The organism is Nocardioides sp. NPDC051685, assembly GCF_044453405.1.
Classification (GTDB): Bacteria; Actinomycetota; Actinomycetes; order Propionibacteriales; family Nocardioidaceae; genus Nocardioides.
Genome location: NZ_JBITCR010000016.1, coordinates 70,416 through 87,425, shown reverse-complemented (window position 1 = coordinate 87,425; position 17,010 = coordinate 70,416). Strand labels below are relative to the sequence as shown.

17 protein-coding genes are annotated in these 17,010 nt (G+C 67.4%); 8 read left to right on the top strand and 9 right to left on the bottom strand.

Features of this window, described 5'->3' with window-relative positions; genetic code table 11:
* Positions 1-11: 11 nt before the first annotated feature.
* From ACIA03_RS28275 to trxA, 3 genes are all read left to right on the top strand, one after another.
* A complete protein-coding gene (locus tag ACIA03_RS28275) occupies positions 12-1,754 on the top strand; it encodes a hypothetical protein (protein ID WP_396988837.1) in 1,743 nt (580 codons plus the stop codon).
* A gap of 206 nt (positions 1,755-1,960) precedes the next feature.
* Positions 1,961-2,935, top strand: a complete 975-nt coding sequence (gene trxB / locus ACIA03_RS28270) for a thioredoxin-disulfide reductase (protein WP_396988836.1) — start codon at positions 1,961-1,963, stop codon at positions 2,933-2,935.
* Between the two features lie 127 nt (positions 2,936-3,062).
* Positions 3,063-3,392: a thioredoxin gene (gene trxA / locus ACIA03_RS28265; RefSeq protein ID WP_008355503.1), complete on the top strand. Its 330-nt coding sequence runs from the start codon at positions 3,063-3,065 to the stop codon at positions 3,390-3,392.
* Positions 3,393-3,513: 121 nt separating this feature from the next.
* Here trxA and ACIA03_RS28260 read toward each other — a convergent pair whose 3' ends face one another.
* Positions 3,514-4,170 carry a GNAT family N-acetyltransferase gene (locus ACIA03_RS28260; protein WP_396988835.1) on the bottom strand — a complete coding sequence of 219 codons (657 nt, stop codon included), beginning with the start codon at positions 4,168-4,170 and terminating at the stop codon, positions 3,514-3,516.
* A 67-nt stretch (positions 4,171-4,237) separates the two neighbouring features.
* Here ACIA03_RS28260 and ACIA03_RS28255 point away from each other — a divergent pair, with 67 nt between their 5' ends.
* A complete protein-coding gene (locus ACIA03_RS28255) occupies positions 4,238-5,554 on the top strand; it encodes a PLP-dependent aminotransferase family protein (RefSeq protein ID WP_396988834.1) in 1,317 nt (438 codons plus the stop codon).
* A 132-nt stretch (positions 5,555-5,686) separates the two neighbouring features.
* Here ACIA03_RS28255 and ACIA03_RS28250 read toward each other — a convergent pair whose 3' ends face one another.
* The 3 genes from ACIA03_RS28250 to rsmG all read right to left on the bottom strand — a co-directional run bounded on the left by ACIA03_RS28250 (position 5,687) and on the right by rsmG (position 8,714).
* Complete coding sequence (locus ACIA03_RS28250; protein ID WP_396988833.1) at positions 5,687-6,727, bottom strand: ParB/RepB/Spo0J family partition protein; 1,041 nt, start codon at positions 6,725-6,727, stop codon at positions 5,687-5,689.
* A gap of 161 nt (positions 6,728-6,888) precedes the next feature.
* Positions 6,889-7,884, bottom strand: coding sequence for a ParA family protein (locus ACIA03_RS28245; protein WP_396988832.1), 996 nt, complete (start codon positions 7,882-7,884; stop codon positions 6,889-6,891).
* 89 nt (positions 7,885-7,973) lie between these two features.
* Entirely contained in the window at positions 7,974-8,714 is a 741-nt protein-coding gene (gene rsmG / locus ACIA03_RS28240) for a 16S rRNA (guanine(527)-N(7))-methyltransferase RsmG (RefSeq protein WP_396988831.1), read from the bottom strand.
* 168 nt (positions 8,715-8,882) lie between these two features.
* Here rsmG and ACIA03_RS28235 point away from each other — a divergent pair, with 168 nt between their 5' ends.
* Positions 8,883-9,173 carry a GIY-YIG nuclease family protein gene (locus tag ACIA03_RS28235; protein WP_396988830.1) on the top strand — a complete coding sequence of 97 codons (291 nt, stop codon included), beginning with the start codon at positions 8,883-8,885 and terminating at the stop codon, positions 9,171-9,173.
* Between the two features lie 566 nt (positions 9,174-9,739).
* Positions 9,740-10,495 carry a L,D-transpeptidase family protein gene (locus ACIA03_RS28230; protein ID WP_396988829.1) on the top strand — a complete coding sequence of 252 codons (756 nt, stop codon included), beginning with the start codon at positions 9,740-9,742 and terminating at the stop codon, positions 10,493-10,495.
* Between the two features lie 88 nt (positions 10,496-10,583).
* Here the strand turns inward: ACIA03_RS28230 and ACIA03_RS28225 are convergent, their stop codons facing one another.
* From ACIA03_RS28225 to rpmH, 5 genes are read right to left on the bottom strand one after another with little or no spacing between them, the layout of a single operon-like run.
* Positions 10,584-11,093 (bottom strand): R3H domain-containing nucleic acid-binding protein, encoded by a 510-nt coding sequence (locus ACIA03_RS28225; protein ID WP_186348777.1) that lies wholly within the window; start codon positions 11,091-11,093, stop codon positions 10,584-10,586.
* Positions 11,090-12,082 carry a membrane protein insertase YidC gene (yidC, locus tag ACIA03_RS28220; RefSeq protein ID WP_396988827.1) on the bottom strand — a complete coding sequence of 331 codons (993 nt, stop codon included), beginning with the start codon at positions 12,080-12,082 and terminating at the stop codon, positions 11,090-11,092. Before yidC ends, ACIA03_RS28225 begins: the two co-directional genes overlap by 4 nt.
* A gap of 3 nt (positions 12,083-12,085) precedes the next feature.
* A complete protein-coding gene (gene yidD / locus ACIA03_RS28215) occupies positions 12,086-12,421 on the bottom strand; it encodes a membrane protein insertion efficiency factor YidD (protein ID WP_396988825.1) in 336 nt (111 codons plus the stop codon).
* The gene (gene rnpA / locus ACIA03_RS28210; RefSeq protein WP_396988823.1) at positions 12,418-12,765 is read right to left on the bottom strand and encodes a ribonuclease P protein component; all 348 of its coding nucleotides are present in this window, start codon (positions 12,763-12,765) and stop codon (positions 12,418-12,420) included. The genes yidD and rnpA overlap by 4 nt, the downstream gene beginning before the upstream one ends.
* A 25-nt stretch (positions 12,766-12,790) precedes the next feature.
* The gene (rpmH, locus tag ACIA03_RS28205) at positions 12,791-12,928 is read right to left on the bottom strand and encodes a 50S ribosomal protein L34 (RefSeq protein ID WP_008355531.1); all 138 of its coding nucleotides are present in this window, start codon (positions 12,926-12,928) and stop codon (positions 12,791-12,793) included.
* 605 nt (positions 12,929-13,533) lie between these two features.
* Here rpmH and dnaA point away from each other — a divergent pair.
* Positions 13,534-15,234: a chromosomal replication initiator protein DnaA gene (dnaA, locus tag ACIA03_RS28200; protein WP_396988821.1), complete on the top strand. Its 1,701-nt coding sequence runs from the start codon at positions 13,534-13,536 to the stop codon at positions 15,232-15,234.
* A gap of 624 nt (positions 15,235-15,858) precedes the next feature.
* Positions 15,859-16,998 (top strand): DNA polymerase III subunit beta, encoded by a 1,140-nt coding sequence (dnaN, locus tag ACIA03_RS28195; protein ID WP_008355535.1) that lies wholly within the window; start codon positions 15,859-15,861, stop codon positions 16,996-16,998.
* Positions 16,999-17,010 lie beyond the last annotated feature (12 nt).

Below are 17,010 nucleotides of genomic sequence, written 5' to 3'. Positions count from 1 at the left end.
ATGGGTCCGATATGGAGTTCACGCAATCAGGCGACGTCCTCGCCGGCAGATACCAGCTGACGGATCTGCTGAGCGAGTCCCGCGAGGGACGCTTCTGGCGCGCCCAGGACGCGGTGCTCGGTCGTCCGGTTGCCGTGCACGTCCTCGATGCCCGTGACGAGCGCGCTCCGCGCCTGATGGCTGCGGCCCGCAACTCCGCCGCCGTCGGTGACCCCCGGATGCTGCGCGTCCTCGATGCCGCCCAGACCGACCAGGTGGCGTACGTCGTCAACGAGTGGGGCGAGGGCGCGTCGCTGGAGAACGCGCTGGCCGCCGGTGGCCCGTTGCCGCCGCAGCAGGCCGCCTGGATCGCCTCCGAGGTCGCCGACCTGCTGGTCCTGGCCCACGACCAGGGCCATGCCCACGGCCGGCTCAACCCCGAGGCCGTCCTGCTCGACGACCTCGGCGCGGTGCGCGTGATCGGCTTCGGTGTCGACGCCGCGCTGCACGGGATCGACCCCGACACCCGCGACTCCCAGCGCCGCGACCGGGTCGACGCCGTCGGCGTCCTCTACGCCGCCCTGACCGGCAAGTGGGCCGGTGAGACCCTGTCCTCGATGCCTCCCGCACCCCGCGACCACGGCCGCGTGCTGCGCCCCCGGCAGGTACGCGCCGGCGTCCCGCGTCCGCTCGACGACCTGTGCGACCGGGTGCTGGGCAGCGGTGCCGACATGCCGCCGCTGACCGCCGCCGAGCTCCACTCCGCGCTTGCCGGCTTCTCCGGCGAGCCCACCGCTCCCATCAGCCGTCCCGCCGCCCTCGACGAGGACACCCAGGCGATGGCCCCGCCGACCGAGCTCGAGCCGGTCGAGGCGCCGGCCGCGGCCAACGCCATCGGCGTGGCCCCTGATGTCGTGCGCCCCCAGCGCCAGCGGCCGTCGTCCCCGCCGCCGATGCAGGACCCGACCCCGTCGAAGCCGCTCTTCGCCGATGAGACCCCCGGCTATGTGGCGCCACAGCGTCCCCAGCAGGCTCCTCCTGCGGCCCGCCGGCCGGTGGCTCCGGATGCCTCCTACAACGGCTGGCAGGGCCCCTGGACCGGCGCCAACGTACCGATCGCCGAGGAGCCGGACTACAACCGGAAGCCGGGCACCAACTGGCTCCGCGTCGCGATGGGCGTCGCCCTCATCGTGCTGGTCCTCATCGCCGGCTCGATCGCCTGGAACATCCTCGACGACGACCCCAGCACCACCGCCGAGAACCCCGGCACCGGCAACAACGGCGGCGACAACCCCGCGGCGGCCAAGCCGACCGTCATCAAGGGCATCACCGCCAAGGACCTCGACCCCCACGGCGACCCGCCGAGCGAATACCCCGACCTGGTCGCGGGCGTGGTGGACGGCAAGGACGATCCCGTCACGAACTGGCGCACCTCGAACTACAACGACCAGATCGGTGACGGCCCGCGCTCGCTGAAGCCGGGCGTCGGCGTCGTCCTCAACCTCAAGGGCGATTACGCGGTCGACTCCCTGAAGTTCCGGATGATCGGCGAGCCCACCGACATCAGCGTCTACGTCGGCGACTCACCGTGGACCGGCGACCCCAGCGGCAAGCCCGCTGCCAAGGGCAGCATCGGAACCGAGGGCGAGATCAAGCTCGACGGCGGTCAGGAAGGCAGCTACGTACTCGTCTGGATCACCGGGCTCCCTCAGACCTCCGAAGGCTTCCGTGCCGAGGTCAAGGAGATCGAGGTCCTCGGCGCCCCCGTCTCCTGACGAAGCGTCGCCCCGGTCGGCCGAGACGTCAGCTACGTCGGCCGAGAAGTCACCCCCGTCGGCCGAGATGTCACGCCGGTGCCACTTCGACCGACGTACGTGACGCCTCGGCCGACGCGGGCGACGTCTCGGCGTTCGGAGCCCAGGAATGTACGTGGCCTACGATCTGTTGTGCAGTTCGCCAGCCACACCTGAGGAGCCTCTAGATGCCGACCCCGTCGTCCCCGACCGACCCCCGCAACGTGATCGTCGTGGGCTCCGGCCCGTCGGGCTACACCGCAGCCGTCTACAGCGCCCGCGCCGGACTGCAGCCGCTCGTCTTCGAGGGCTCGGTGACCGCCGGCGGTGCGCTGATGAACACCACCGAGGTGGAGAACTTCCCCGGCTTCCGTGACGGCATCATGGGTCCCGCGCTGATGGACGAGATGCGTGCCCAGGCCGAGCGCTTCGGTGCCGAGCTCGAGCCCGACGACGTGGTCGAGATGGACCTCACCGGGCCGGTCAAGGTCATCAAGACCGCCACCGACACCCACTACGCGAAGGCCGTCATCCTGGCGACCGGCTCGGGCTACAAGAAGCTCGACCTGCCGCGCGAGGACGAGCTCTCCGGCAAGGGCGTCTCCTGGTGTGCGACCTGCGACGGCTTCTTCTTCCGGCAGAAGCCCATCGTGGTCGTCGGCGGAGGTGACTCGGCGCTGGAGGAGGCCCTCTTCCTGACCCGCTTCGGCTCCTCGGTCACCCTGCTCGTACGCCGCGACGAGCTGCGCGCCTCCAAGATCATGCAGGAGCGCGCCTTCGCCGACCCGAAGCTCGAGATCGCCTGGAACTCGGTGGTCGAGTCGATCAACGGCGAGCTCTCCGTGGAGAGCATCACCGTCAAGGACACCAAGACCGGCGAGCTTCGTGAACTCGAGTGCAACGGCCTGTTCATCGCGATCGGTCACATCCCGCGCTCCGAACTGCTCACCGGCCAGGTCGACCTCGACGACGAGGGCTACGTCCTGACCAAGGAGGGCTCCACCGCCACCAACATCGAGGGCGTCTTCGCCGCCGGCGACCTGGTCGACCACGTCTACCGCCAGGCGATCACCGCTGCCGGCACCGGCTGCCAGGCCGCGCTCGACGCGGAGAAGTTCCTCGCCCACCAGGCCCACGCCGAGGCGGCTGCCGTCTCGGCCTGATCTTCGCGCCTACTGTGGTCGTCATCTCGACAAGCTCGATGACCGGGCGCCCGGGAATGTGCGACACAGGCCAAGCGTTCTCTCCACAGACCTCCCCAAACACGTCCCTACCGAGAAGGAACCCATCGTGGCTGACAACATGACCGCCGTGACCGACGCCGAGTTCGACTCGACCGTCCTGAAGTCCGACAAGCCCGTTCTGGTCGACTTCTGGGCCGAGTGGTGCGGCCCGTGCCGCCAGGTCTCCCCGATCCTCGAGGAGCTGGCCGGCGAGCACGGTGACAAGGTCACCTTCACCAAGATGAACGTCGACGAGAACCCGGTCACCCCCTCCAACTACCGCGTGACCGGCATCCCGACCATCAACGTCTACCAGAACGGCGAGGTCGTGAAGTCCATCGTCGGCGCCAAGCCGAAGGCCGCGCTCCTCAAGGAGCTGCAGGAGTTCATCGGCTGACACTGACACCAGCTGTCACACGATGGCGCGCCACTGTCACAGTGGCGCGCCATCGTCATTTGAAGTCGGTGGTCTCGACAAGCTCGACCACCGCTCGACCACCACGTTTCACGGGAAACAATCACTCGCCGTCGCGGTGCAGCTCCGTGGAGGCAGGCGACGGATGGCTCCGAGGACGTACGACCTCCCGCAGCCGCTCCCACGCCGTCTCGAAGTCGTCGATCCAGGTGACGGTCTGCTTCAGGTCCATCCGCATCCGCGGCACGGTCGGGTGGTCGCGGTAGGTCTTGAATCCCACGCGCCCCAGGAAGTCGGCCGGGGCGGCACAGCGCCGGCCATGGATGCCGCTCAACGGCCCGACGTCCCCGAAGGCCTCGATCGCCCGGAACTGACCGCGTTGCACCAGGTCACGAGCCATTCCCTGGACGAGCATGCGGCCGATCCCGCCGCCGGCGCGACGCGGGTCGATCCAGACCGTGGTCATCAGGACCGCATCGGCGGAGACCGGTCCGGACGGGAACGAGGCCACCCTCGGGACGAAGACCGGCGGTGCGTAGAGCACGAATCCCGCCGGCGTACCGTCCACCACGGCCACCCGGCCGCACGACCCCCATTCGCGAAGCACCTCGGAGATCCACGCCTCCTTGAGCGCGATCGTCTGCGACGCGTCGACGCGGCGATGGCCGACGGGGTCACGCTCCCAGAACAGACAGGCCCGGCACGGCGCCGGGACCTCGGCGAAGAGGTCCAGCGTCAGCGGAAGAATGCGGCGTGCCATGTCTCACCCTTGATACTCGGTTAAGGGTCTGTTACCAGCGTATGCGATCCTTCATGATGGTGACACCATGACTGATCTTCCCCAGCGCGCAACATCATCCCGCCTCGATCCGTACGCCGACCGCTACGCCGCCCGCACGGCAGGCATGACGGTCTCGGAGGTGCGAGCTCTCTTCGCAGTCGCAGCGCGCCCGGAGGTCGTCTCGCTGGCCGGTGGCATGCCCAACATCTCCAGCCTCCCGCTGGACGTGGTCGGCGAATCGATCCAGGACCTCATCCTGACGCAGGGCCCGACCGCGCTGCAGTACGGCGGTGGCCAGGGCGACCCCGTCCTGCGTGAGCAGATCTGCGAGGTCATGCGCCTGGAGGGCATCGAAGCCCACCCGGACGACGTCGTCGTCACCGTCGGCTCCCAGCAGGCCGTCGACCTGGTCACCCGCGTCTTCTGCGACCCCGGCGACGTGGTGATCTGCGAGGCACCCTCGTACGTCGGCGCTCTGGGCGTCTTCAAGGGCTACCAGTGCGACGTGGTGCACGCCGAGGTCGACTCCGAGGGCCTCATCCCGAGCGCCCTGGAGCAGGCGATCGTCTCCACCAAGGCCTCGGGCCGCAAGGTCAAGTTCCTCTACACGATCCCGAACTTCCAGAACCCGACCGGCGTCACCATGACGCCCGCGCGCCGCACCGAGATCCTCGAGATCTGCCGGCGCCACGACGTCCTCGTCCTCGAGGACAACCCCTACGGTCTCCTCGGTTTCGACGACGAACCGCGCCCGGCGATGCGCGCCCAGGACCCCGGCGTCATCTACCTCGGTTCCTTCTCCAAGACGTTCTCCCCCGGCCTTCGCGTCGGCTGGGCGCTGGCCCCCTCCGCGATCCGCGAGAAGCTCGTCCTCGCCCAGGAGTCCGCGACGCTCTGTCCGCCGCCGTTCAACCAGATGGCCGTCTCCGCCTACCTCTCCAACCACGACTGGCAGGGCCAGATCAAGCAGATGCGGGAGATGTACCGAGAGCGCCGCGACGCCATGCTCGACGCGCTCGAGGACTACATGCCCGCGGCCTGCACCTGGACCAAGCCCGACGGCGGCTTCTTCGTCTGGCTGACGCTCCCCGCCGGCATCGACTGCAAGGCCATGCTCCCCCGCGCGGTCACCGCGCGAGTCGCGTACGTCCCCGGCACCGGCTTCTTCGCCGACGGATTCGGTGCCTCCTCGATGCGGATCTCCTACTGCTATCCCACCCCGGAGCGGATCCGGGAAGGCGTACGCCGCCTGGCGGGCGTCATCGAGGCCGAGATGGAGCTCCTGGAGACGTTCGGTGCCACCGGCCCGATCCCTGGTCTTCCGATCCGCGGCGCTGAGCACCCGTCGACTAACACGCAGTAGCTCGATCGCCCCGCTCAAGGGGAGTCATCTCGACAAGCTCGATGACCGGGGTCACCGGTGGTCGAGCTTGTCGAGAGCCGTCCCTGAAATCTCTCTGGCGATTTGTCGACAAAACGCTTTATCGCTTGATGTCTAAATGGATTCGTCAGCCGGCGGAGACATCAGCTCGACGATCCGGCGCAGGTCGTCCAGCGTGGCGAACTCGACGGTGATCTTTCCCTTGGAGCGGCCCAGATCGACCTTGACCCGGGTGTCGAAGCGGTCCGAGAGCCGGTCGGAGATCTCCTTGAGCCCAGGAGCATTCGGCTTGGCCCTCCGGACGCGCGGCGTGGCGAAGGCGTCACCGTCCGGATCGCCCAGGGCGACGATCTCCTCGAGGCCACGTACGGAGATGCCCTCCGCCACCACCTTCTGCGCCAGCTTGTCCTGCTGGGCCTCACCGTCGACCGCGAGCAGAGCCCGAGCGTGACCGGCCGAGAGCACGCCGGCAGCGACCCTCCGCTGGACCGACGGAGAGAGCTTCAGCAGCCGGATCGTGTTGGAGATCTGCGGCCGCGATCGGCCGATCCGCTGGGCGAGCTCGTCGTGGGTGCACTCGAAGTCGTTGAGCAGCTGCTGGTAGGCGGCCGCCTCTTCGAGAGGGTTCAGCTGTGAGCGGTGCAGGTTCTCCAGGAGCGCGTCCCGGAGCATGTCGGTGTCGTCGGTCTCGCGGACGATGGCCGGGATGACATCGAGGCCCGCCTTCTGGGTGGCACGCCAGCGGCGCTCACCCATGACCAGCTCGTAGGAGTCTGTTGCCACTTTCCGGACGACGATGGGCTGGAGAAGGCCGATCTCATTGATCGAATGGACCAGTTCACCCATCGCTTCCTCGTCGAAGACCTGACGAGGCTGCACATGGTTGGGATGGATCTGCTTGACCGGAAGTTCGGCGAAATATGCGCCGTCGACGGGCGCCAGATCCGAATTCTCGATCTGGCGGCCTTCCGCCGGGTCGGTGGACCCAGGGTCCACGGATGGGCCAGAAGTCGCTCCAGCGGAAAGGTCCGAATGACGGACGTCCAGCTGGACAGAAGCGCTGTCCGTCGACTCGTTTCCGACGGGAGGCGGAGCGGTCGGGATCAGCGAGCCCAGACCTCGTCCGAGACCACGCTTCGGCGGCTGCTTGCTCATATCTGGATGTCCCCCATGTCAGTTCCATGCTGCTGATGGTGGTCTCGACAAGCTCGACCACCGGGATTCTTCATGTCAGTTCTCTGCTGCTTTGCGGGTGGTCTCGACAAGCTCGACCACCGATGTTCCGCCTGAATTGCTGGCGATCTCGACAAGCTCAGTCATCCCTGCTCGCCCTGCTTGGCGAGCTCCTTGGCGGCCTCGAGATAGCTCAGCGCACCCGGCGAACCGGGGTCGTACGTCATCACCGTCTGCCCGAAGGACGGCGCCTCGGACACGCGCACAGCGCGGGGGATGAAGGTGCGCATGACCGTGTCACCGAAGTGCTCGCGCACCTCCTCGGCGACCTGCGATGCGAGGCGGGTGCGGGCGTCGTACATCGTGATCAGCATCGAGGAGACCTTCAGCGTCGGGTTGAGCGCGGCACGCACCATCTCGACGGTCTTGAGGAGCTGGCCGAGACCCTCCAGCGCGTAGTACTCCGCCTGGATCGGGATCATCACCTCGGTGCTCGCGACGAGCGCGTTGACCGTGAGCAGACCCAGCGAGGGCGGGCAGTCGATGAGGACGTAGTCCCATCGGTCCTCCCCGTCACCCACGCGGGGAGACTTGGCGAGCGCCTCCTTCAGACGCTGCTCACGACCGTCCTCCTCGACCAGCTCGACCTCGGCGCCGGCCAGGTCGATGGTCGCCGGCACGAGCTCGAGCCCATCGAGCTTCGGGACCGGCACGACGACGTCCTCGAGCGCGGCGCCTTCGACCAGGACCTCGTACGTCCCGGGGGTGCCCTGGAAGTGGTCGACGTCGAACGCGGTGCAGGCATTGCCCTGCGGGTCGAGGTCGATGACCAGAACCTTCTGGCCGAGCTGTGCCAGAGCCGCCGCGATGTTCACCGTCGAGGTGGTCTTGCCGACGCCACCCTTCTGGTTGGCGGAGACGATCACCCGGGTGCTCGCAGGGCGCGGAAGCGGAGGGCGGTTGCTCGCCGCACCACGCGCCAGGAGCGTGTGCTCGGCGGCAGCGGCCAGCGGTGTCGCCTCCGTGGCGAAGTCGTTCTCGAAGGATGCGATGTCGCCGGCCGTACGGAGCCTGATCGACACCGGTTCGTCGGTTTCACGTGAAACGGCGTTCTGAGCGCTCTCGTCGTCGTACGGCATGTGTCCTCATCCTCATCGTTCGGTCATCGAGCTTGTCGAGATGACGTCTCACGCCCGAAATCTCGTGGTCTCGACAAGCTCGACCACCTTCAGCGGCGGTGTTTCTTCTTTCGCGATCCGCCCTTGGACCCTTTGTGGCCGCCCTTCGGGACCGGCGGCCAATCTACCCGTGCGGGATCGGACCAAACCACCCGAACCGCGACAGTTGTCGTCTCCAAAACGCCTACACCGAGCTCCGAGACGGTCGGCGGCGCGCATCCCCACTTCTTCAGCACCGGGCCGGCCTCGTCGATCTCCGCCTCGATGCTCGACCCCTTCATCGCGACCAGCGCTCCGGTGGGCACCACCAACGGCATCGACCAGTCGAGCAGCTTCCCCAGGCCGGCGACGGCTCGCGAGGTCACCACGTCGAACCCGAGCTCGCCATGGAAGGCATCCGCCCTCCCCCGCAGAACCGTGACGTTCTCGAGCCCGAGGTCCTCGGCGACCTCCTCGAGAAAGGTCGTACGCCGCAGCAGCGGTTCGATCAGCGTGATCTGCAGATCCGGCCGGGCGATCGCAAGGACCAGGCCGGGCAGCCCCGCTCCCGACCCGATGTCCGCCACCGCGACGCCCTCGGGGATCACCTCCCCCAGCACGGCGCAGTTGAGGATGTGCCGATCCCACAGCCGCGGAACCTCTCGCGGCCCGATCAGACCGCGCACGACCCCCGCGTCAGCCAACCAGGCGGCGTACTTCTCCGCGAGCTCCAGCCGATCGGCCGGAAAGACCTTCGCCGCCCTCGGGTCGGGCTCGCCCAGACCACCCAAGTCCTCACGTTCCTCGCTCACGTACGAACTGTTTCACGTGAAACGCGCAACCAAGAACTTCCGGTGGTCGAGCCTGTCGAGACCACTCCCTCCCCACGACGGTCCAGGTCTCGACAGGCTCGACCTCGGCGTACCACCGTCTCTACATGACGTCCGGAAACTGTCGGTGGTCACGCTCATGATGAGGACATGGCTTACACCTACATGCTCCTCTGCGCCGACCGAACTCTCTACGTCGGCAGCACGACCGATCTCGAACGCCGACTGTCCGAGCACCGCGTCGGCCTCGGCTCGGAATACACCCGTCATCGCCTCCCCGTGGAACTGGTCTGGTACGAGCAGTACGACAACGTCGACGATGCGTTTTCCCGCGAGAAGCAGATCCAGAACTGGAGTCGCGCGAAGCGCCTTGCGCTCGTCAGAGGACGGCCCGGGGATCTTCCGGACCTGGCCAACACGTCGCAGACCCCTCACCCCTGACCGCTCCCCTTGACGCGGATACACGGTGGTCGAGCCTGTCGAGACCACCACGCCTACCTCAGCACGCCGTGATCTCGACAAGCTCGATCACCCGCCACCCGCGTGATCTCGACAAGCTCGATCACCGAGGCCGTCCCCTCAGAGGCCATCTCGACAAGCTCGATGACCGATGCCCGGTGGTCGAGCCTGTCGAGACCACCACCCCCGCTTCAAAGTCGTGGTCTCGACAAGCTCGACCACCGGACACACTCGTGATCTCGACAAGCTCGACCACCGGACACACTCGTGGTCTCGACAAGCTCGACCACCACCCAGTTCGAGCACCCCGTTTCACGTGAAACACCGCCGCTCACAGAGGCCCGAAAGACGGCTCAGTCCGCAGAGTCCACGGAAGCGATCCGAAAGGCCTCGTCGGGGCTCGGGGTGCGCTACAGTCCGCGAGCAGCCTCGCGAATCTGATGCAACCGCGCACGCTGCTCGAACGTCTTAGTCGTAGAACGTCGCACTCGCTGTGCGACCCCGCGGCCCGCGCGACCGGGCCCCCATCCTTGACCCACGGAGCTGATGTGAACGTCCGTAGAACCCCGGTGGCGATCTTCCTCACCACCATCCTTTCCCTGGGATTCTCCCTGGGCTCGATCGCGGCGCCGAGCAGCGCCCAGGCCAGCGCGCCGTCCTCCTCCGTCGGGCAGATCGGGCTGCACACGGCGTACACCGTCCTCTATCAGCAGGGCTCGTCGGGCCTCGGGGTCCGCAAGATCCAGGCCCGCCTCAAGGAACGTCGCATCTACAGCGGCCGAGTGAGCGGCTACTACGGCTCGAAGACGACCGGCGCCGTCAAGATCTTCCAGCGCAACCAGCACCTGGCCATCACCGGCAAGGTCAATCAGCGCACCCTCGACCGTCTCCGCTCACTGACGAGCACGCCCACCGACGCCGCGCTCTACAACCTGGACCGTCGCTGCCTCACCGGCCGCGTGCTCTGCGTCGACAAGACCGACCGCCGGATGCGCTACGTACGAGGTGGAAACATCGTCCGGGCGATGGATGCCCGCTTCGGCTGCTCGGACACCCCGACCCGCGAGGGCGCCTTCAAGGTCTACCGGAAGAGCCGCAACCACGTCTCCTCGATCTACCACACGCCGATGCCGTACGCGATGTTCTTCAACGGCGGCCAGGCGGTGCACTACTCCTCCGACTTCGCCGCCCGCGGCTACAACGGCTGCTCCCACGGCTGCGTGAACGTCCGCAACAAGTCGTCGATCGCGTGGGTCTTCGACCAGATCCGCATCGGTGACCGGGTCGTCGTCTACCGGTCCTGAGGACGCCCCTCGTTCCACGTGAAACATCCGGAAAAGCAGATCGCCCCTCGTGCCACACGGCACGAGGGGCGATCTCTTTGGCTCAGCGTCACTCAGGCAGGACGACCACGTAACGCCGCGGCTCGACACCCGACGACTCGGAGGTGAGTCCGGCGGCGGCGACGGCGTCGTGGACGACCTTCCGCTCGAAGGGCGACATCGGCTTGAGCGAGACCGGGGCACCGGACTCCTTGACCTTCGCGACGGTCTCCTCGGCGAGCGCCATGAGCGTCGAGCGACGGTCGGCACGGTAGCCACCGACGTCGAGCATCAGCCGGGACCGCTCACCGGTCTCACGGTAGACCGCGAGCCGGGTCAGCTCCTGGAGCGCGTCCAGGACCTCACCGTGCCGTCCGACCAGCTGCTGCAGGTCGCCACCGACGATCGAGACGGCGGCACGGTCGCCCTCGACGTCCATGTCGAGGTCACCATCGAGGTCGGCGATGTCGAGGAGCTCCTCGAGGTAGTCCGCCGCGATGTCACCTTCCTGCTCGAGCTGCTTGAGACGCGTCTCCTCGCTGACCGCCTCCGCGGTCTCGCTCACATCCTGAGTCGTCATTTGGTTCCCCCGTTCTTCTGGGTCGTGGAGCGACCGGCGCTCGTGCCGGCCTTCTTCCGCTGGCTCCGGGTCTGGTTCTTGGGCTGGGTGCGCGTCGCGGGACGCTTCTCGTCCGCGGCCGCCTCGTTGGCCTCGGCGATGTCGATCTCCGCGTCGGTCAGGCCCTTCTTCTTACGCTTCTCCCGGTCGCGCTCCTGCTTGGCGTCGAACGCCGGCGTCCCCGGGGCAGGGTTGTTGCGGATCACGTAGAACTGCTGGCCCATGGTCCACAGGTTGGAGGAGGTCCAGTAGAGGATCGTTCCGACCGGGAAGGCGATACCACCGACGGCGAACACGACGGGCAGCACGTAGAGCAGGAGCTTCTGCTGCTGGGCGTACTGCCCGGTCATGGCGTCGGCCGGCATGTTCTTCGACATCAGCTGACGCTGGGTGAGGAACGTGGTCGCGATCATGGCCACGACCAGGAACCCGGTGAGGATCCGCGTCGACATGTGATCGGCGGTGGTGAACTGGTCGGAGAGCAGCGAGCCCAGCCAGCTCGAGGTGGCGAACTCGTGCGCCGCCGAGTCGGTCAGGAAGCCCTTGCCGTCACCGTTCGACGCGTGCTCCAGCATCCGGAACAGCACGAAGAAGATCGGCATCTGCAGCAGCAACGGCAGGCAGGACGCGAACGGGTTGGTGCCCGAGTCCTTGTAGAGCTTCATGGTCTCGTTGGCGAGCTTCTCGCGGTCGTGACCGTACTTCTTCTGCAGCTCCTTCACCTTCGGCTGCAGCAGCTGCATGTTGCGGCTGGAGTTGATCTGCTTCACGAACAGCGGGATCAGCAGCGCCCGGATGGTCACGGTCAGGCCGACGATGGCCAGCGCCCACTGCCAACCTTCAGACGGAATGACGTACGAGAACGCCTTCTGCCACACGAGCAGGATGCCCGAGATGGCGTAATACAGCGGTGTTGCGATCCATCCGAACAGATCGCCTATGGCTCCCACGGATCAGGCTCCTCGGTTTGGGGGGTCCGCACTTACACGGACAAGGTCTTGGGTCTCTTCACATTTCTTCGGGGCGGGTACGGGATCGAAGCCCCGGGTCTTGGCCCAGGGGACGCAGCGGGCCAGACGGCGCGCCGTCAGCCAGGTCCCGCGCCACGGGCCGTGCGTCCTGACGGCCTCGAGTCCGTACGCCGAGCACGACGGGTAGTAGCGGCACACGTCGCCGTAGAGCGGACTGATGAGCGTCCGCCACACGTGGAGCAGTCCGATCAGGACGGCCGCAACAAGGTGGTTGAGCTTGTCGACAGCGCCACGTACGACACGGACCCCCGAGCTCATCGGAGCACTCGCTCCAGGCAGCGCCGCAGATCGGCGCCCAGCGCGTCGTAGTCGGCGTCGGCGGCAGCCGGAAGCGCACGGACCACAAGCACAGCAGAGCCCGGGAGTCCGCTCAGGGACTCCCGGGCCTGGTGACGCAGTCTGCGCTTCACACGATTCCGGACGACAGCCGGGCCGACGGCCTTGCTCACCACGAAGCCCACCTGCGGCTCGCTCTCCCGGTCGGTATCTGCACCGGGGACGAGCAGGTGGACCACCAGGCTCTTCGAGCCCGCGCGCTTCCCTCGTCGTACCGCTTCTTTGAAGCCCGACGAATCAGTCAGTCGGTGGCGACGTGGCAGCACGCGCGTGGTGGCTGAGGCCGGGGCCTCAGACGGTCAGGCTCGCGCGACCCTTGCGACGGCGCGCCGCGAGGATGGCACGGCCGGCGCGGGTGCGCATGCGCAGGCGGAAACCGTGCGTCTTGTGACGGCGGCGGTTGTTCGGCTGGTAAGTACGCTTGCTCACGGGTGCTTCCTTAGTTGTGTGGGGCCGGATGCTCTGCCGGCTGGTCTGATGGGGTCGCCCTCGGTGGATCCAGGCGGGCCGATTCAACAAGCACCGCCCGTCCGCGCCCCGGCGAGGCGAGGCGTGGACATGCGGCACCCGTAGACCGGGCGACCTAGTAACGGTACGTGGACGGCGAAACCACGGTCAAACTCGCGCCCTATCACACCCCTGTGATTCGCCCGCAACCTGTGGAGGACGGGTTGCCCGTCACCACCGCCAGCCGGTAACTTCGTCCTCTACCGAGGTTTCCCTGCACATCGTCAGGAGCGTCGGCCGCATTCGGGGGGATGCCATGCCGGGATCTATTTTTCCCGCCTGACCTGCCGAAACGGTCGGATTCTCGAGGACGGCGACGTGTCTCGGTTGCTCTCCGATGCCTACATTCGGGGATGCTCCACAGCTTGTGGAAAAGTCTGTGGAGGATGTAGACCAGACCGCTGCATCAATCCAGGCTGCATCAAGACAAGACCACCCACCCGAGCCATCAGGGAAGGCAGGAACCTGTGGAGCACTCCGGCCTCGCGCCAGAACCACAGCCAGATCTCCAGTCCGCATGGACGAGGGTGGTCGCCGAGCTCCCGCCGAACCAGCGAGCCTGGCTCCGCGACAGTGAGCCGCTCACGCTGCACGGGTCGACCGCGATCGTCGAGGTCCCCAACGACTTCACCCGCAACCAGATCGAGGGCCGCCTGCGTGGCTCCCTGGAGAAGTCGCTGGGCGAGATCTTCGACCGCGAGATCCGCATCGCGGTCACCGTGAACCCCGACCTCGACGTCACGCCGGATCCCGACACCCAGGCGATCATGATCTCCGAGCGCGAGATCGCCGCCGCGGACGCGGCCGCAGCTGCCGCCGCTGCCCTGCAGCAGACGGCCTTCCCGAACCCGTCGGCGTTCCCGAACCAGTCGGCGTTCCCGCATCAGTCGGTCTACCCGCCCAACTCGCCCGGGCTGATCCCGGGCGTCCCGCCGGCGACCCGGCCGCTCGACGAGCCGGGGGCGCCCGCTGCGTACTCGGGGCCGCAGGCTCCGATCGCGCCGCCCCCCGCGCAGCAGCCGGCTCCGCCTGCGGGCCACGAGGACGTACGTCCGGGGTATGGCGACATGTCGACAAATCCCCCGGCGCCGCCGGTGTCTCCGGTGGCCCCGGTCGAGGAGCCCGCCCCGCCGCGACCGCTCGTCCCCGGCCCGCCGACGCGGGCGAGCGAGCCCAGCCACAACGTCCTCGAGACCCGGCTGAATCCGAAGTACACCTTCGAGACGTTCGTCATCGGGTCGTCCAACCGGTTCCCGCACGCCGCCGCCGTCGCGGTCAGCGAGGCACCGGGCAAGGCCTACAACCCACTGCTCGTCTACGGGGAGTCGGGTCTGGGCAAGACCCACCTGCTGCACGCGATCGGTCACTACGTGCGGAGTCTCTACTCCGGGGCGAAGGTGCGCTACGTCAGCTCGGAGGAGTTCACCAACGAGTTCATCAACGCGATCCGCGACGACCGGCAGGACCGGTTCAAGCGGCGCTACCGCGATGTCGACGTCCTGCTGATCGACGACATCCAGTTCTTGGAGGGGAAGACCCAGACGCAGGAGGAGTTCTTCCACACCTTCAACACGCTCCACAACGCCAACAAGCAGATCGTGCTCACCTCCGACCGCCCGCCCAAGCGGCTCGAGGCGTTGGAGGACCGGCTCCGCAACCGGTTCGAGTGGGGTCTGATCACCGACGTCCAGCCGCCCGACATCGAGACCCGCATCGCGATCCTCCGTAAGAAGGCGGCGATGGAGCGGCTCACCGCGCCGCCGGACGTGCTCGAGTTCATCGCGAGCAAGATCCAGACCAACATCCGCGAGCTCGAGGGCGCGCTGATCCGGGTGACGGCGTTCGCCAACCTCAACCGCCAGGACGTCGACCTCACTCTGGCCGAGATCGTGCTCAAGGACCTGATCCCCGAGGGCGGCGAGCCCGAGATCACCGCCGGCCTGATCATCGCCCAGACCGCGGCCTACTTCGGGCTGTCGATCGACGAGCTCACCGGGCCCTCGCGTGGCCGTCACCTCGTCATGGCCCGCCAGATCGCCATGTATCTGTGCCGCGAGCTCACCGAGGACTCCCTGCCCAAGATCGGCAAGCACTTCGGCGGCCGCGACCACACGACCGTGATGTACGCCGAGCGCAAGATCAACCAGTTGCTCGCCGAGCGCCGGGCCGTCTTCAACCAGGTCTCCGAGCTCACCAACCGCGTGAAGATGCAGGCGCGCCAGGCGTAGCCGCAGACACAGCCGTACGCGGCCGCTGACCTCTCCGGGTCGGCGGCCGTTTCGCGTTGTGGGCGATCCCGCGTTTTGAGATGGCGAAAACCCACAGGACGAGATTTCCCAGGTTGTCCACAGCCCACAGGCTGGGTGGAACCTGTGGAGAACCGGCGGTTCAAATGGGATGGAAAAGGGGATGGCCTGTGCACAAAACACCGAAACGGGCCGACAGCTCTCCACAGCCCACAGTGACGTGCGTCATTTCAGCATGGCGTCCACATCCCCTGTGGAATCACAATTTCTGCCATGACCTGGGAAGACGCGCCTCATCCACATTTCCCACAGATGCTCTTACGACGTACGAAACTATTTATCTCCATGGATCCTCGGTGAAATTCCACGAACGCCCTTCCCTGGGGACAACCCGCTCGGCGCCTCGAGTGCACAGACCCGCCTGCGCGGAGTCGACACAGCTGAGCGCTTACCGGTTGTCGGCGGTCCGTGGCAGGATGCGTACTCCAGGTCATGTCAACGCGGGGGCGTTCCGGAACCGGTGGCGTCTTCCCCCAGGTTCAAGCACAGCCCGGACCGCATGTCCTCATACGCCCCGATGTCGAGTTAGAAGAAGGACAGGTCATCGTGAAGTTCCGCGTCGACCGCGACGTGTTCGCGGATGCCGTCGCCTGGGCTGCCCGCAGCCTTCCGGTACGCCCCAGCACCCCGGTGCTCTCCGGTCTGCTGATCGAGGCGGGTCACGAGGGCCTGGTGCTCTCCACGTTCGACTACGAGACCTCCGCGCGGGCGACGCTCTCGGCAGAGGTCGCGGACGAGGGCAAGGCACTGGTCTCGGGCAAGCTGCTCGCCGACATCTGCCGCAGCCTCCCGGCCAAGCCGGTCGAGATGGTCACCGACGGTGCCCGCGTCTCGCTCACCTGCGGCAGCGCGCGGTTCAGCCTCCAGACGATGCCGGTCGAGGACTACCCGACCCTGCCGGAGATGCCGACCGCGGCCGGCACGGTGAAGTCGGAGCTGTTCGCCCACGCAGTCGCCCAGGCCGTGACCGCCGCCGGTCGCGACGACATGCTCCCGGTGCTGACCGGCGTGCGGCTCGAGATCGAGGGCTCCACGATCTCGCTGCTCGCCACCGACCGCTTCCGGCTCTCCCACCGCGAGCTCGAGTGGAACCCGGCGACTCCCGACGAGAGCCTCGCCGCGCTGGTGCCGGCGAAGGTGCTCGGTGACACCGCCAAGTCGCTGACCAGCGGCAGCGAGGTCACCCTCGCGCTCTCCACCACCGGCACCGGTGAGGGGATCATCGGCTTCGAGGGCGCGGCCGCGGGTGGCGTACGCCGCACCACGACGCGTCTGCTCGACGGCGAGTTCCCAAAGGTGCGCAGCCTGTTCCCGGCCGAGCACCTCACCACCGCGCTGGTCGACAAGGCCTCCCTGGTCGAGTCGGTCAAGCGCGTTGCCCTGGTCGCCGAGCGCAACACCGCGGTCCAGATGGTCTTCGAGGACGGCGTGCTCACCCTCGACGCGGGTTCCGGCGACGAGGCGCAGGCGTCCGAGTCGATCGAGGCGACCATGGAGGGTGAGGGTCTGACCACCGGGTTCAACCCGCAGTTCCTCCTCGACGGGCTGCAGGCGATCGACGAGCAGGTCGTCGAGCTGGCCTTCACGCAGGCCCCGAAGCCTGTGGTGATCAGCGGCAAGCCGGCCGAGGGTGGCGAGGAGCCGGGCTTCCGCTACCTGCTGATGCCGCGCCGCCTGCTTTCCTGATTCGCTCGCTCA